We start from the raw sequence: 14,993 nt of genomic DNA, 5'->3' as shown, positions 1-14,993 counted from the left end.
CGGAGTCGTATCACGTCCGGTCCGACCCCTCGGTCGCGCACCGGACCACCGACGACACCCCCGGAGCCGCCCGTGTCCTCCTTCGACGTCCTGGCCGGTGACCCCGGCTCGTCCGTGCTGCTGCACGTGCCGCACTCCGCGCGGAACATACCCGCGGACGTGCGCGCCGGGATCGGGCTGGACGACGAGGCGCTGGAGCGGGAGCTGGACCACATCACGGACGCGCACACCGCGGAGCTGGCCGGGCGGGCCGCCGCGCTGGCCGGGGTGACCCCGTGGCGGTTCGTCAACCGGCTGTCCCGGCTGGTCGTGGACCCCGAGCGGTTCCCGGACGAGCGGGAGGAGATGGCGGCCGTCGGGATGGGGGCCGTGTACACGCGGACCACGCACCGGGACGAGCTGCGGCCCGCCGGCACCGACCCGGAGCCGCTGCTGGAGCGGTACTTCCGGCCGTACGCCGCCGCCATGACCGAGGCGGTCGCCGGACGGCTGGCCGCGACCGGGCGGGCCGTGGTGATCGACGTGCACTCCTACCCGACCGCGCCGCTGCCCTACGAGCTGCACGGAGGCGGGCCGCGCCCGCCGGTGTGCCTGGGCACGGACGCCTTCCACACCCCGCCGAAGCTGACCGAGGCGGCCCGCGAGGCGTTCGCGGTCTGCGGGGAGACGGGGCTGGACAGCCCGTTCGCCGGGACGTACGTGCCGCTGGAGTTCTACGGCACGGACGCCCGGGTCCACGCCCTGATGGTGGAGATACGGCGGGACACCTACATGGCCGAGCCGGGCGGCCCCGCCGGCCCGGGGCTCGACCGGCTCGCCTCCGCGCTGGCCGCGCTCGTCGACTCCCTGTAGCCCTCCGGCCGGAGCACTTGCGCAGGACAGGGGCGGTGCGGCGTACCAGGGTGGAGGGCATGAGAGCCGCGCAGAGCAGCACGCCCACCGGCCAGGAGCCGCCGCCACCCGTCCGGGACTGGCCCGCGCTCGACCTGGACGGGACGGGCTTCGACCCGGTGCTCGCCGAGCTGATGCGCGAAGGCCCGCTGACCCGGATCCGGTTGCCGTTCGGCGAGGGCTGGGCGTGGCTGGCCACCCGCTACGAGGACGTACGGCTGATCACCGACGATCCGCGGTTCAGCCGCGCGGAGGTGACCCGCCGTCAGGTCACCCGGCTCGCCCCGGGCTTCGCGCCGCGTCCGGGTTCGCTCGCCTGGGCCGACCAGCCGGACCACCACCGGCTGCGGGGGCCGGTCGCCGGCGCCTTCACGGTGGGTGCGATGAAACGGCTGCGGCCCCGGGCGCAGCGGATCCTCGACGAGCTGGTGGACGGGGTCGTCCGGGACGGCCCGCCCGCCGACCTGGTCGAGCGGGTGCTGGAGCCGTTCCCGCTCGCCGTCGTCAGCGAGGTGATGGGGGTGCCGGCCGCCGACCGGCAGCAGGTGCACGCCTGGACCCGGGAGATCATCTCCACCCACGGGGCCGAGGCCGCCGACCGCGCCAAGACCGGTCTGTACGGCTGGATCCGGTCGATCGTCCGGGCCCGCGCCACCAGCACCGACGACGACGTCTACGCGCTGCTCGGCAGCGCCGTGGCGCGCGGGGAGATCAGCGAGGAGGAGGCCGTCGGGCTCGCCGGCCCGCTGCAGACCGGCGGCGAGGCGGTCACGCACAACTGCGGGCAGATGCTGTTCCTGGCGCTGACCCGGCCGGAGCTGATGGAGCGTCTGCGGGCGCGTCCTGAGGAGCGCGGCCCGGTCCTGGATGAGCTGCTGCGTCACATCCCGCACCGCAGCACGGTCGGGCTCGCCCGGATCGCGCTCGAGGACGTGGAGGTCGCCGGCCGCCGGATCGCGGCGGGCGAGCCGGTGTACGTCTCCTACCTCGCCGCCAACCGCGACCCTGACGTCTTTCCCGACCCGGACGCCATCGACCCGGCCCGGGACCCCAACCCGCACCTGGCGTTCGGCCACGGCCCGCACCACTGCACCGGCGCGGTCGCGGCCCGGCTGCAGCTCGAGCTGCTGGTCGGCACGTTGCTGGACCGGCTGCCGGGGCTGCGGCTCGCGGTGCCGCCGGAGCAGGTGCGGTGGCGGCACAGGACGATGATCCGCGGGCCGCGGACGCTGCCCGTGACCTGGTGAGCCGTCAGGCCCGCAGCCACTCGGTGACGATCACCTCCGCACCGGTGAGCAGCCTGAGCGCGAACGGACCGGCCGGCGGGGTGTCACTGGTGAACCGGCCGAGGGAGTCGACGGCGACCGGGCGCGCGGTCCGCGGGCCGGCGAGCACCTCGATCCGCGCCGACTGCGGCGGCAGCACCTGCCCCATCAGCCCGTCCTCGGTGACCTCGACGTCGACGGTGACCTCGCCCGCGCGGAACGTCAGCATGCGCGGCGCGTCCGTGACGCCCCGCACCGGGAGCGCGTCCACGAGCGAGTCGAAGGTCAGCTCGGCGAGCGCGGCGTCGAGGTCGTGCAGCGCGTAGGCCTCCAGCGCCACCTGGAGCAGTTCGGCGGGGACGGGGTCCAGGACACCGGCCGCCCGCCGCAACTCCTCCTCCAGCAGCGCCTCTTCGGGCCCGCCGAGGTCCGGGGCGTCCGGCCCGGGCCGGGAACCGTCGCCGCTCATGCCGCACCCCGCGTGTCCATCCGGGCCCGCAGCCGGCGCAGACAGCGCTGGCGCAGCGGGCCGATGCTGCCGACCGCGATACCGAGCGCGGCCGAGATCTCCAGGTAGCTGGGCGGCGGGGAGGAGACCAGCACACGCAGCAACTGCCTGCAGCGCTCCCCCAGTCCGTCCAGCTCCTGCCACAGACGGCGGGCCCGCTCGGCCCGGTCCGCCTCGTCCTGCGAGTCGATCAGCCTCTCCTCCGGCGTCCGTTCCTCACTGGCCCGGTCGAGCACGCGCGGATCGTCGGTCAGGGTCAGCCGGGTCAGGCTCTTGAGCACCTTCAGGCACTCGTGCCGGGCGGTGCTGGCCAGCCAGGCGCCGGCCTTGTCGGGTTCCCGGATCCGGCCCAGGTGCTGGGCGAAGCGGAACCACACCGTCTGGTAGACCTCGTGCCCGTCGGCGTCGGAGAGCCGGTGGGCGCGCACGACCGACCACACCAGCGGGCTCATGCCCTCCACCAGCGCTTTCCAGGCCGCGGCGTCCCCGTCGACGGCGGACTGGACCAACGCGCCGACCTCTGTACGGTCCACGGCTCCACCCCTCGTGTACGGCAGGTCATCGTACGCCGTGGAGCGGAGCGTTCCGGCCCTCATGCGGGCACCGCGGGGGTCGGGAGCGGGACCGGGCGCCAGGTGGGCGGGCGGAGCACCGGGACAAGCGCCCCGCGCACCTCGGCGCGGTCGGTGGTGGCCGCCAGCAGCCCGGCGCGCGCGGCGCGCGGATCGCGCTCCCCGTGCGCCCTCATGCGGGCGGCGACGAGGCCCGCGACGACCGGGGTGGCGAAGGAGGTGCCGCTCCACTGCGCGAGGCCGTCGAACATCACCTGGTCCGGCTTGGCACCGGTGCTCTCCCGGCCCTCGCTCAGCAGCCCGGTGTGGCGCGGGTACTGGCAGGTGCAGGGGTAGGCGAAGCCGTACCGGCAGGTGTCGTAGGTGGAGTGCTGGTACACGTACGGCACGGGGGTGCCGAAGCCGGTGAGGGCGCTGGTGAGACGCTCGCCGGGGGCGTAGACCCCCACCCAGGGGCCGTGGTTGCTGAAGCAGGCCTCGCCGTCGCCGTCCGCGCGGAGCGCCCCGACCGAGAGCACGCTGTCCGCGTGGGCGGGCAGGGCGGCGTAGGCGGCGGGCCAGAAGGGCACGTCGCTGGCGTTGTTGCCGGCGGCGGCGACCAGCAGGGTGCGCTGCTCGCCGAGTTCGCGCATGAACGCGTCCAGGCCGATCAGGCCGTCCGGGTCGTCGCTGGGCGTGCCGGCGGAGAGGCTGATGATGTCGGGCCAGCCGCTCCGGTCGACGGCCTCGAAGAGTCTGGCGCCGAACTCGGACTCCAGGACGGCGCCCGCGTCGTTCAGGGTGCCCCGGACGGTGACGTCGGTGCCGGGGGCGACGGCCGCGAGGATCCCGGCGATGAACGTGCCGTGGCCGACGTACTGGTGGAGCACGCCGTCCCCGTCGGTCTCGGCGCGCTGGACGTCGCCCGTGGTGTGGGCGAGCAGGGGGTAGGAGCGGTGGTCGTGCACCAGGCCGGTGTCGATCACGAGGACGCCGACCGCGGTGTCCGGGTCGTGACCGCCGTCCGCCGGGGCGGGGTTGGGGCTCTGCGTGCGCGGGACGGGTACCGGTTCGTCGCCGGGGCAGGCGTTGACCGCGATGTGCACCACGTGGTTGCGTCCGACCAGCCGGCGCCCCGCGCGTCCCTCGGCCTCCCGCAGGGCGCGCAGGGCGTGCGGGACGGCGTCCTCGCCCCCGGCCGGGTCGGCGATCCGGATGCGGGTGACGCCGGTGCGGTGGGCCGGCGGGCTCACCCGCCCCACGTGGTCCGGGAGGAGGCCGGCGGTGGCGGTGAAGTGGGCGCGTACGGCGTCCTCGACGACCCGGGCCTCCTCGCCGTCGCGGGCGAGGACGACGCCCCTCTCGTAGAGGAGTTGAGTGTCCTCCCGCGGTCCCATCGTCAGGGGGACCTCGGGCAGGGAACGCTGGATGTGGTCGAACTGCTCGTGGAATCGCTGTGGTGCCATGGCGTGTCCTCCCCCTGGAGACGGTGTTCGGCAGTGAGAGCCGCGGGGCCACCGTCTGATACAGCAGGCCACTACCATGCGAGGCGTGACAGCGGGAAGCGAGTCGGTTCTCGAACTGCTGCCCATGGTGTTCGCCGACCCGGGCGAGGCCCGGGCGCGCGCGGAACAGGTCCTGCGGGCCGGTCCGCCGCCGCTGCACGCCAGCGTCGCCCACCAGGTGCTCGGCATCTGGCAGCGGGACTTCGGCGACCTCAGGATCGCGCTGCGGCATCTGCGCCGGGCCCGGTCCCTCGCCGCGCGCGCCGACTCGGCCGACCGGGAGGCGGACGTGCTCGCGACCCTGGGGGTCGCACTGGTGCACGCGGGGCGCACGCGGCAGGGGCTCGCGTCGTTCGAGCGGGGGGTCGCGCGCGGCAGCGGGCACACGCGGGCCCGGGTGCTGTTCCGGCGGGCCTACGTGTGGTGGGTGCTGGGGCGTCACCCGGAGGCGCTGGAGGACGTACGGCGGGCGCTGCCGGTGCTCAGACAGCTCGCCGACGACATCTGGACCGCGCGGGCGCTGACCCTGCGGGCGACGGTGCATCTGGCGCTCGGCGCGGTGGACCGTGCGGTCGCGGACTTCACGGCGGCGGAGCGGCTGTGGGAGACCACCGGCCAGGAGCACGACAAGGCCGACGTGGTGGAGAGCCGGGGCCTGGCCGCGTTCCGGTCCGGGGACATCCCGGTGGCGCTGCGGCTGCTGGACGAGGCCGAGGAGCGGTACGCGAAGCTCGGCACCCCGACGTACATGCTGTCCCTGCGGCGCTGCGAGGTGCTCAGGGCGGCGGGGCTCGCCCCGGAGGCGCTGGCCGAGGCGGACGCGGCGATCGCGCTGCTGGACCGGATCGGCGGGCAGTCCACCCGGAAGGCCGAGCTGCTGCTCGCCGCCGCGCGGGCCGCCCGGTCGGCCGGGGACGCGCCCACGGCGATCGCCCGCGCCGCGGTCGCCGTGCGGCTGTTCGCGGCGCAGCGGCGCGGCTGGTGGGAGACCCATGCCCGGCTGGTGCTGATCGAGGCGCGGGTGGCGGCCGGTCGCCGGTCCGGGCGGATGGTCGCGGACGCGGCGGCGGTCGCCGAGCGGCTGACCGCCTTCGGCTCACCGGCCGCGCCGGAGGCGTCGCTGCTCGCGGGCCGGATCGCGCTCGCCCTGGGCCGGACGGCGGACGCCGAACGGCATCTGGCGGTGGCGGCGCGCAGCCGGCACGGCGGGCCGCCCGTCCCCCGGGTCTCGGGGTGGGTGGCGCAGGCGCTGCGGGCGCGGGCGGCCGGGTCCCGGCGGGGCGTGCTGGAGGCCTGCCGGCGCGGCCTCGACGTCCTGGACGACCACCGGATGACGCTGGGCGCCTCGGAGCTGCGCGCCCACGCGACCGCGCAGGGCGCCGAACTGGCGGCGATGGCCCAGCAGGCGAGCCTCGCCCAGGGCGGTCCGCGGCGGCTGCTGGTGTGGAGCGAGCGGTGGCGGGCGACCGTGCTGTCCGCGCCGCCGACCCGGCCGCCCGCCGACCCGGCGCTGCTGAGCACCCTGACCGCCTACCGGGAGATAGCGGCCCGCGCGCAGGACGCCCGCCGGGAGGGCCGCCCGGTGCCCGTGCTGGAGCGCGAACAGCGGCGGCTGGAGAGGGAGATCCGCTCCCGCACCCACCACATGCGCGGCGCGGCACCGCACGAGGGGGACCGGTTCGACACGGGCCGGCTGCTGGACCGGCTCGGCGACGGGCGGCTGGTGGAACTGGCCGTGGTCGACGGCCGGGTGCACGTCCTGCTGTGCGGGCGGGGGAAGGTGCGGCGGTTCACGGGCGGGCCGCTCGTGGAGGCGGTGGCCGAGGCCGAGTACGTCCAGGCGGCGCTGCGCCGGCTCGCGCACCCCGGGGCGGAGGCGCGGCTGCCGCTGGTGGAGGCGGCGGGCCGGCGGCTGCAGGAACTGCTGCTGGGCGGGGCCGCGGCGCAGCTCGGCCCGGGTCCGGTGGTGATCGTGCCGCCGGGGGCACTGCACCGGGTGCCGTGGGCGCTGCTGCCCGCGCTGCGCGACCGGGTGCTCAGCGTGTCGCCGTCGGCGGGCAGTTGGCTGCGCGCCCGGGAGACCGAGCCGCCGCCGGACGGCCGGGCCGTGCTGGTGCGCGGCCCCGGCCTGGCGACGGGCGGCGCGGAGGTGCCTCAGCTGGCGGACCGCTACGGCACGGCGACGGTCCTGGAGGGCGAGGACGCGCAGGTGCCGCGGGTGCTGGCGGAGCTCGACGGCGCGGGCCTCGCGCACCTCGCGGCGCACGGCACGTTCCGCGCCGACAGCCCGCTGTTCTCCGCCCTGCGCATGACCGACGGACCGCTGATCGTGCACGATTTCGAGCGCCTGGCCCGCAGCCCGTACCGGATCATCCTGTCCAGCTGCGACACCGCCCGTCTGGCCTCGGTCGGCGCCGACGAACTCCTCGGCCTGGTCACGGCGTTGCTGCCGCTGGGCACGGCCGGGGTGGTGGCGAGCAGCGCCCCGGTCAACGACGCGGCCGTCGTCCCGCTGATGCTCGCCCTGCACAAGGGCCTCGACACCGGCCTGTCCCTGGCCGAGGCCCTGCGCGACGCCCGTGCCGCGCTGCCCGGCGACACGGTGCACCAGGCGACGGGCTGGGCGTTCGCGGCGTTCGGCGCGGCCTGAGGCACGCGGCTCACGCCGGCTCGCACTCCGGCAGCTCCACCAGCCAGGGCAGCGCCCCCCGGTCTCCCGTACCGAGCCGCGTGTACGCGCTGTACAGGTGATTGCCGACCGTCCGCACCGACAGCGTCAGCTTCTCGGCGATCTCCCGGTTGCTCAGCCCGGCCGCCGCGAGCGTGACGATCTGCCGCTGGCGCGCGGTGAGTTCGCCGAGGACGAGCCCGGCCAGCACCGGTGTCCGCGCGCCCTGGCAGCGGCGGGCGAGCGCGACCGCGCGGGTCCGGGAACGGCGTGCGGCGCGCGGGTCGCGATGGGCCCGTACGGCCTGCGCGTGGGCCTCGGCCGCGAACAGCAGGAAGCCGCGCTCCTCCAGGTCCCGCGCGGCCCGGTCCAGCGCGGCCCCGTCCGCCCGGGCGAGCGCGTCCGCGTGCCGTGCGAGCACGCTGCCCGCCGGCAGCCGCCCGGCGCACCGCTGGGGCGCGCCGAGGCGTACGGCGTCGTAGCGGGCGTAGACGTCGTCGCCCCCGGCCGGCGCCGACTCCCCGACGGCCAGTCGGAGTTCGTCACGGCAGTGCGCGTCCTGCGGCGTCTGCCGCAGCCCTTCCCGTGCCCAGGCCTCCGCGTCCCGCAGCTCGCCCCGCAGGCGCGCGTACCGGGCGCGGACGGCGGCGTACCCGGCCGGCAGCGCGGCGCCCTCAGCCACCAGCCACTCCCCCACCGGCGTCGGCACCGCCCGGACGTCCAGCTCCTCGATCCGCCGCAGGAGCAGGCGCTGTTCGGCGTCCACGGCCGGGCCGTGCGCGTCGGCCCCCCGGGTCAGCCGGCGGGCGCGCACCCGGCCGGCCGTGGCGCGCAGGGCCGGGCCGTACAGGGGGTGGGCGAGGGTGACGGCGCCGTCCCGGTCGTCGACGGCGATCAGCCCGTCCGCCTCCAGGCGTTCGAGGACGTCGAGGTCGAGGCCGTCCAGCGGCAGCGGTGACGGCTCGGCGAACGCGAGCCGCTCCAGGGTGTCGCGCTCGCCGGGGGCGGGCCGCCGCAGCAGGGGGGCGAGCCGGTCGCGCACGGCCGGGGTGACCGGCAGCGCGCCCCGCCAGGCCCGCTCCCCGGTGCCGGGCACCGGGACCAGCCGTCCACAGCCGCCGAGCGCCGCCACCAGGTCGCGCAGCAGCCGCAGGTCGCCCTGGCAGACGTGGTGCAGCCGGCGCACGGTGAGCGGCTCCAGGCCGGCCGGGGCGAGCAGCCGGGCGGTGTCCTCGCGGGGCAGCGGCGCGAGGGGAAGCCGGGGCAGCAGCTCCCCGGTCCACAGCCGGGACACCGCGCCGGGCGTGGGGAGCGCGTCCACCGCGGCCACGACCAGCCGGGTGCGTCCCTGCACGGCGAGCTGGTGGACCACGGCGGCGGAGGCCTCGTCCAGCAGGTGGGCGTCGTCCACGACGAGCAGCCGGAAGGCGGACAGGATCTGCACCGCGCGGTGCGCCGAGACGCCGTCGCGCAGCAGGTGTGCGAACGCCGCGAAGGGCAGGTCGCGGGCCTCGGGCGTGCCGGTCACCCGGGCGTGGTCGGTGCCCCGCACCGCCTCGGTGATCAGCCGGGTCTTGCCGTGGCCCGCCGGCCCGGTCACCACGATGCCGTGCCGCCCGGCGGTCAGCGCGCCGCGCACCAGCTCCAGTTCGTCCTCCCGGCCGGTGAACGGCCAGGGCGGCTCCAGGGTCGTCGCGTCCTGTTCGTAAGTCCTCACATCATCCGGAGCGCGGGTACTCAGGTTTGATACAGGGCGACTTGAGTAGCCCTCGACTCAGGCGCCCGGCAGCGGCGGAGGGGCACTCTGGCCGCACGACCCGACGCCTCGGCGGAGGGCGGGACCATCGGTCCGGCGCCGGTGGAGCGGTCGCGGACGTCACCTACGGGGGAGGTGGCGTCCGCGACCACGCCGGTGCTCACGGGCCGGCGGGTGCGGGTCCCGGGGGGAGGGCGACGGGTCTCAGGACGCGGCCCGCTCGGGCGCGGCGGCGGCGTCGGGGTGGGCGAGGCCCAGGTGGTCGCGCGGGGTCGTGCCCTCGTAGTCCGTGCGGAGGACGCCCTGTTCCTGGAGCAGGGGGACGACCTTGTCGGCGAAGGCGTCGAGGCCGCCGGGGGTGATGACCAGGTCCCGGATCGACCACTTGTTGGCCTCGGCGAGCTGCCGCCACTCGCGGGCGATGGCGACCGGGTCCCGGTACATCCGCACCTGGGCGCGGCCCCGGGAGATGTGCTCCTCGCCGACCAGCGGGTCGACGTCGGGCAGCGGGCCCTCCGGGTCGTAGGCCGACAGGTCGCGGTCCGGACGAACTCCAGGTGTTTGAGGGCGGTGGCGCCGCTGACCTGCTGCCGGCGCACCTCGCGGGCGAGCTCGGCGGCCTCGGCGTCGGTGTCGCCGAGGACGAAGGTCGCGGCGGGCAGGATGAGCAGCTGGTCGGGCCGGCGGCCGTTGCCGCCCGGCTCTCACCTGCGGGAAGCGTCCGGAGTGTCCGGGACGAGGCTCGCCCAGTCCAGGATCTGGACGGCGGCTCCGGCCGCCTCCAGGCCCTGGCACCGGCCGTCGTGGCGGCGGGCGATGCCGTCGAGGTCGAGGTGCGGGCCGAAGGCGGGGTGCGCGGTGAGACGGCGCGCGCAGGCCCACAGGGCGCGGTGGCCGGCGATGCGCTGCACGGCGGAGGCGTCGAGGTGGCAGCGGTGCACGGTGTCGAGCTGCACCAGGGTCACCCACAGGGCGACGTCGGCGGCGGTGAGCCGGCCGTCGACCAGGTGGTCCTCGCCGCTCAGCGCCCGTTCCAGCCGGCCCAGGGTGTCGAGGAGCACCTCCAGTGCGGCGGCCCGCTCGGCCGGGTCGGCACCGGCCCGTCCGGCGCGCTGGGCGGGCTCCTCGACACCCTCGGCGCACATGCGCTCGACGGCTTCGATCACGGACTGCGCGCCCCTGGGGTGGAGGCCGGCACCGCCGGCGCGCGGGAAGCGGTCCAGGTCGCGCAGGATGTCGGGGGCGTGGGTGCTGACGATGCGTCCGGACCAGTCGTCGCTGAGCACGGGCGCGAGGGCGGGTCCGGTGTAGTGGTGCGCGCTCGCCTCGTACAGCGGGCGCAGCGCCGTGTGGCCGCCGCCGGGACAGTCGGGTACGGCGGGCAGGAAGGTGACCGGACAGCTGTCGCCGAGGCCGAGGATGCTGTGCCCGACGGCGAGACGCAGCCCGTCGGGAGACGCGGTCGACAGATGGAGCCGGTAGCGGTGGGGCACGGCGTGGTGGCCGCTGCGTGCGTCCCGGCCGAGCCGGCCCCGGAAGACGGGTGCGCCGCGGTGGACGGACGGGACGGCGGCGAGCGGAGTGGTGGACATGCGTCTCCCCGGGTCGTGGACGTGCGGCTGGGCGCGCCGGCTGGCATCGCCGGCCGGCGGGCGGGGCTCGGCGCTCGGTGCGCGGAGCCCGGCTCGGTGCGCGGTGCTCAGTACTCGGCGCCCGGCACCCGGCGCGGAAGGCCGAGCGCGCTGCAGACGCGCAGCAGGTCGATGTGGCGGCGGAAGGTGAGCAGGGGTACGCGGGGCGGCGTCCGGACCGCTCGGCCGGGGGCCGTCTCCAGGCGCACCATGGTTCCCTACCTGTTCACTAGGCTTTGCTCCCAGGAGTGTCGATCCGGGCCCGTGCGGCGTCAAGGGGGCGTCCACGCCTGGGACTCCGGACGACGGACGCGGGTGGGCGACGACGACGCGGCCGACCGTGCAGCGCTCTCCTCAGAAGCAGGAACATGTGACATAGTACTGGCGTGGCGATGCGACTGACCTGCGATGTCGTGGTCGTCGGAGCCGGGATGACGGGTGCGGCCTGTGCCCTGTACGCCGCGCGGTCCGGCCTCGACGTGCGTGTGGTGGACCGGGGCCCGGTGGCCGGCGGCACCACCGGCGCGGGCGAGGGCAACCTGCTCGTCTCCGACAAGGAACCCGGCCCGGAACTCGATCTCGCCCTGCTCTCCGCCCGGTTGTGGGCAGGGCTGGCGCAGGAGCTGGGCGCGGCGATCGAGTACGAGGCCAAGGGCGGCCTCGTGGTCGCCTCGGACCCCGGCACCCTCGGCGCGCTGCGGGACTTCGCCGGCGGCCAGCGGGCCGCAGGGGTCGTGGCCGAGCCGGTCACCTCCGACGAACTCTCCTGCCTTGAGCCGCACTTGTCGCCCGGCATGGCGGGCGGGATGCACTATCCGCAGGACGCCCAGGTCATGCCGGCGCTGGCCGCCGCCCACCTGCTCCGCGCGTCCGGCGCCCGGCTGCACACGGGCCGCACGGTGACCGGGGTGCTGCGCGGGCCGGACGGCGCGGTGCTCGGGGTCCGTACCGACCGGGGGGACATCCACGCGCCGGCGGTGGTCAACGCGGCCGGAACCTGGGGCGGCGACCTCGCGGCGCTCGCGGGCGTCCGGCTGCCGGTGCTCCCCCGGCGCGGCTTCGTCCTCGTCACCGAGCCGCTGCCCCGCATGGTCCGGCACAAGGTGTACGCGGCCGACTACGTGGCCGACGTGGCCAGCGACTCGGCCTCGTTGCGCACCTCGCCGGTGGTGGAGGGCACGGCGGCCGGGCCGGTGCTGATCGGCGCGAGCCGGGAACGGGTCGGTTTCGACCGCTCGTTGTCGCTTCCCGCGCTGCGGGCGCTGGCCGCCGGGGCGATCGGGCTGTTCCCCTTCCTGCGGGGAGTGCGCGCGCTGCGCACGTACGCGGGCTTCCGGCCGTACCTGCCCGACCACCTCCCCGCAATCGGCCCCGATCCCCGGGCGCCCGGGCTGTTCCACGCCTGCGGGCACGAGGGCGCCGGCATCGGACTCGCTACGGGCACCGGGCAGTTGATCGCCCGGACTCTCACCGGGAAGACGGCGGAACTGGACCTCACACCGTTCCGGCCGGAGCGGTTCGACCCCGGCACGGACGGAGGCGACGGCCGGTGAATCCCCTGGAGTTGGTGCGGGCCCGGCCGGGCGGCGCGTTCACCGTCACCTTCGACGGGCGGCCCGTGCGGGCGCTGCCCGGGCAGACGGTCGCGGCGACGCTGTGGGCCGCGGGCGTGACGGCCTGGCGCAGCACCCGCGGCGGGGGCCGGCCCCGCGGGGTGTTCTGCGGGATCGGCGTGTGCTTCGACTGCCTGGTGACCGTCAACGACCGCCCGAACCAGCGGGCCTGCCTGGTGCCGGTCACCCCGGGCGACGTGATCCGCACACAGGAAGGGACGGGGCACGAGGATGGCTGAGCGACCGCACCTCGCCGTCGTCGGGGCGGGTCCGGCGGGACTCGCCGGGGCACTGGCGGCGGCCGCACGGGGCGTCCGGGTGACCCTCGTCGACGCGGCCGACCGGGCGGGCGGCCAGTACTACCGGCAGCCCGCCGCCGCCCTCGGCGCCCGCCGGCCCCGGGCGCTGCACCACCAGTGGCGCACCTGGCAACGGCTGCGGGACGGACTCGCCCGGCACGTCGAGGCCGGGACGATCAGCCATCTGACGGATCATCATGTCTGGTCCGTGGAGGCGCGATCGGCCGGCCTGCGGGTCCACGCCCTGCGCGGCCCCGCCCAGGAGGAGGGTGTCACCGTCCGCGCCGACGCCGTGCTGCTCGCCACCGGCGGCCACGAGTACGTGCTCCCGTTCCCGGGCTGGACGCTGCCCGGGGTTCTCACGGCGGGCGGTGCGCAGGCCATGCTCAAGGGCGGACTGGTGCTGCCCGGCCGGACGGCCGTGGTCGCGGGCACCGGACCGCTGCTGCTGCCGGTGGCCACCGGGCTCGCCGCGGCCGGGGCCCGCGTGGCCGCGCTGGTGGAGTCCGCCGAGCCCACGGCTCTGCTGCGCCGGACGCCCGCCCTGGCCGCGGAGCCCGGCAAGCTCGCCGAAGGCGCCGGGTACGCGGGGCGGCTGCTGCGGCACCGGGTGCGCGTCCTGGCCCGGCACACCGTGGTCGAGGCGCACGGCGGGGACCGGCTGGAGGCGGTCACCGTCGCCGCCCTGGACCGGGACGGACGGGCCCGGCCCGGCAGCGCCCGCCGTATTCCCTGCGACACCCTCGCCGTCGGCCACGGCATGCTGCCGCAGACCGACCTCGCCGAGACCCTGGGCTGCACCCTGTCCGGCACGGACGTACGGGTCGACGCCGAGCAGCGCACCGACGTGACCGGCGTCTGGGCCGCCGGGGAGACGACCGGCATCGGCGGCGCGGCCCTCGCCCTCGCCGAGGGCCACATCGCGGGGCGCTCGATCGCCGCCCGGCTGCACGGCAGCGTCCCCGACCCGCGCCGCTGGGCCGCGGCGGCCCGCACCAGGGCGCGACTGCGGGCGTTCGCCACGGCGCTCGACACGGTGTACACCCGGCCGTCGGGCTGGGCGGACCGGGTTCCGGACGAGACGGTGGTGTGCCGCTGCGAGGAGGTCACCGCCGGCGAGGTCCGCACGGCCGCGGGCCCGCTCGGTGCCACGGACCTGCGCGCCGTGAAGCTGCTCACCCGGGCCGGGATGGGCTGGTGCCAGGGCCGGATGTGCGCGCCCGGGGTGGCGGGCCTGACCGGCTGCCCGCTCACGCCGGGACGCCGGCCCCTCGCGCGGCCGGTACCGCTCGGCGTCCTGGCCGCACTGCCCGAGCCGGACTAAAACCTCCGGCCCGCCGAGGAACGGCATCCGGACCCCGGTGGTATGTCACACCCTACGAAATGGGAGACGACACATGACGCAGACCCCGCACCGACCCTGGCGTGGCATCCTCGTGGCCACCGCGCTCCCCCTGCGCGAGGACCTCTCCATCGACCACGACCGCTACGCCGAGCACTGCGCCTGGCTGGTCGGACACGGCTGCGACGGCGTCGTACCGAACGGCTCGCTCGGCGAGTACCAGGTACTCACCCCGGCGGAGCGCGCCCGGGTGGTGGAGACCGCCGTGGCCGCGATCGGCGGCGACCGGGTGATGCCGGGCGTCGCCGCGTACGGCTCCGCCGAGGCCCGCCGCTGGGCCGAGCAGGCCGCCGAGGCCGGGTGCGCGTCGGTGATGCTGCTGCCGCCCAACGCCTACCGGGCCGACGAGCGGTCCGTGCTCGCCCACTACGCGGAGGTCGCCCGGACCGGCCTGCCGGTGGTGGCGTACAACAACCCGGTCGACACCAAGGTCGACCTGGTGCCCGAACTCCTCGCCCGGCTGCACGGCGAGGGCCACATCCACGGCGTGAAGGAGTTCTCCGGTGACGTCCGCCGCGCCTACCGCATCGCCGAACTCGCCCCGGAACTGGATCTGTTGATCGGTGCGGACGATGTGCTGCTGGAGCTGGCCGTGGCGGGCGCCAAGGGCTGGGTGGCCGGCTACCCCAACGCGCTCCCGCGGGCCTGCGTGGAGCTGTACCGTGCCGCCGTGGCCGGGGAGCTGACCACCGCGCTCCCCCTCTACCGGCAGCTGCACCCGCTGCTGCGCTGGGACTCGCGGGTGGAGTTCGTGCAGGCGATCAAGCTGTCGATGGACGTCGTCGGCCGGTATGGCGGCCCGGTGCGCCCGCCCCGCCTCCCGCTGCCGCCCGAGCAGGAGGCCGCGGTCCGGGCGGCCACCGAGAAGGCCGTCGCCGCAGGGCTCGTCTGACAAGGAGGCCGG

The 14,993-nt window shown here is 76.5% G+C and carries 13 protein-coding genes and 1 pseudogene; 7 read left to right on the top strand and 7 right to left on the bottom strand.

What is annotated here, in order from left to right; genetic code table 11:
- The first annotated feature begins 72 nt into the window (after positions 1-72).
- Complete coding sequence (locus tag AB0N17_RS00390) at positions 73-852, top strand: N-formylglutamate amidohydrolase (RefSeq protein ID WP_366008804.1); 780 nt, start codon at positions 73-75, stop codon at positions 850-852.
- 59 nt (positions 853-911) lie between these two features.
- A complete protein-coding gene (locus tag AB0N17_RS00385) occupies positions 912-2,138 on the top strand; it encodes a cytochrome P450 (RefSeq protein WP_366008803.1) in 1,227 nt (408 codons plus the stop codon).
- A gap of 4 nt (positions 2,139-2,142) precedes the next feature.
- On the opposite strand, the gene AB0N17_RS00380 is transcribed toward AB0N17_RS00385, so the two are convergent.
- The 3 genes from AB0N17_RS00380 to AB0N17_RS00370 are packed head-to-tail and all read right to left on the bottom strand — an operon-like array spanning position 2,143 to position 4,681.
- Positions 2,143-2,625, bottom strand: a complete 483-nt coding sequence (locus AB0N17_RS00380) for a hypothetical protein (RefSeq protein WP_366008802.1) — start codon at positions 2,623-2,625, stop codon at positions 2,143-2,145.
- Positions 2,622-3,260 carry a sigma-70 family RNA polymerase sigma factor gene (locus AB0N17_RS00375; RefSeq protein ID WP_366008801.1) on the bottom strand — a complete coding sequence of 213 codons (639 nt, stop codon included), beginning with the start codon at positions 3,258-3,260 and terminating at the stop codon, positions 2,622-2,624. Before AB0N17_RS00375 ends, AB0N17_RS00380 begins: the two co-directional genes overlap by 4 nt.
- Positions 3,257-4,681 carry a S8/S53 family peptidase gene (locus AB0N17_RS00370; protein WP_366008800.1) on the bottom strand — a complete coding sequence of 475 codons (1,425 nt, stop codon included), beginning with the start codon at positions 4,679-4,681 and terminating at the stop codon, positions 3,257-3,259. Before AB0N17_RS00370 ends, AB0N17_RS00375 begins: the two co-directional genes overlap by 4 nt.
- Positions 4,682-4,757: 76 nt before the next feature.
- Between AB0N17_RS00370 and AB0N17_RS00365 the strand changes: the two genes are divergently transcribed.
- A complete protein-coding gene (locus AB0N17_RS00365) occupies positions 4,758-7,370 on the top strand; it encodes a CHAT domain-containing tetratricopeptide repeat protein (protein WP_366008799.1) in 2,613 nt (870 codons plus the stop codon).
- A gap of 10 nt (positions 7,371-7,380) precedes the next feature.
- Here AB0N17_RS00365 and AB0N17_RS00360 read toward each other — a convergent pair whose 3' ends face one another.
- From AB0N17_RS00360 to AB0N17_RS00345, 4 genes and pseudogenes are all read right to left on the bottom strand, one after another.
- Positions 7,381-9,105: a LuxR C-terminal-related transcriptional regulator gene (locus AB0N17_RS00360; protein ID WP_366008797.1), complete on the bottom strand. Its 1,725-nt coding sequence runs from the start codon at positions 9,103-9,105 to the stop codon at positions 7,381-7,383.
- A gap of 243 nt (positions 9,106-9,348) precedes the next feature.
- Positions 9,349-9,833, bottom strand: a pseudogene (locus AB0N17_RS00355) (F420-dependent methylene-tetrahydromethanopterin reductase); the annotation flags it as partial.
- Between the two features lie 15 nt (positions 9,834-9,848).
- Positions 9,849-10,736: a glutathione S-transferase C-terminal domain-containing protein gene (locus tag AB0N17_RS00350; protein WP_366008796.1), complete on the bottom strand. Its 888-nt coding sequence runs from the start codon at positions 10,734-10,736 to the stop codon at positions 9,849-9,851.
- Between the two features lie 107 nt (positions 10,737-10,843).
- A complete protein-coding gene (locus tag AB0N17_RS00345) occupies positions 10,844-10,987 on the bottom strand; it encodes a hypothetical protein (RefSeq protein WP_366008795.1) in 144 nt (47 codons plus the stop codon).
- A gap of 174 nt (positions 10,988-11,161) precedes the next feature.
- Between AB0N17_RS00345 and AB0N17_RS00340 the strand changes: the two genes are divergently transcribed.
- From AB0N17_RS00340 to AB0N17_RS00325, 4 genes are all read left to right on the top strand, one after another.
- Positions 11,162-12,328: an FAD-binding oxidoreductase gene (locus AB0N17_RS00340; RefSeq protein WP_366008794.1), complete on the top strand. Its 1,167-nt coding sequence runs from the start codon at positions 11,162-11,164 to the stop codon at positions 12,326-12,328.
- On the top strand, positions 12,325-12,627 hold the full coding sequence (locus tag AB0N17_RS00335) for a (2Fe-2S)-binding protein (RefSeq protein WP_366008793.1): 303 nt from the start codon (positions 12,325-12,327) through the stop codon (positions 12,625-12,627). Before AB0N17_RS00340 ends, AB0N17_RS00335 begins: the two co-directional genes overlap by 4 nt.
- Positions 12,620-14,011: an NAD(P)/FAD-dependent oxidoreductase gene (locus AB0N17_RS00330; RefSeq protein ID WP_366008792.1), complete on the top strand. Its 1,392-nt coding sequence runs from the start codon at positions 12,620-12,622 to the stop codon at positions 14,009-14,011. Before AB0N17_RS00335 ends, AB0N17_RS00330 begins: the two co-directional genes overlap by 8 nt.
- A 73-nt stretch (positions 14,012-14,084) precedes the next feature.
- Positions 14,085-14,981, top strand: coding sequence for a dihydrodipicolinate synthase family protein (locus tag AB0N17_RS00325; RefSeq protein ID WP_366008791.1), 897 nt, complete (start codon positions 14,085-14,087; stop codon positions 14,979-14,981).
- The last annotated feature ends 12 nt before the right edge of the window (positions 14,982-14,993 follow it).

This window comes from Streptomyces sp. NPDC051133 (assembly GCF_040682635.1).
Taxonomy (GTDB): Bacteria; Actinomycetota; Actinomycetes; order Streptomycetales; family Streptomycetaceae; genus Streptomyces.
The sequence above is the reverse complement of the archived record's forward strand: the minus strand, read 5'-3'. Positions and strand labels throughout refer to the sequence as shown.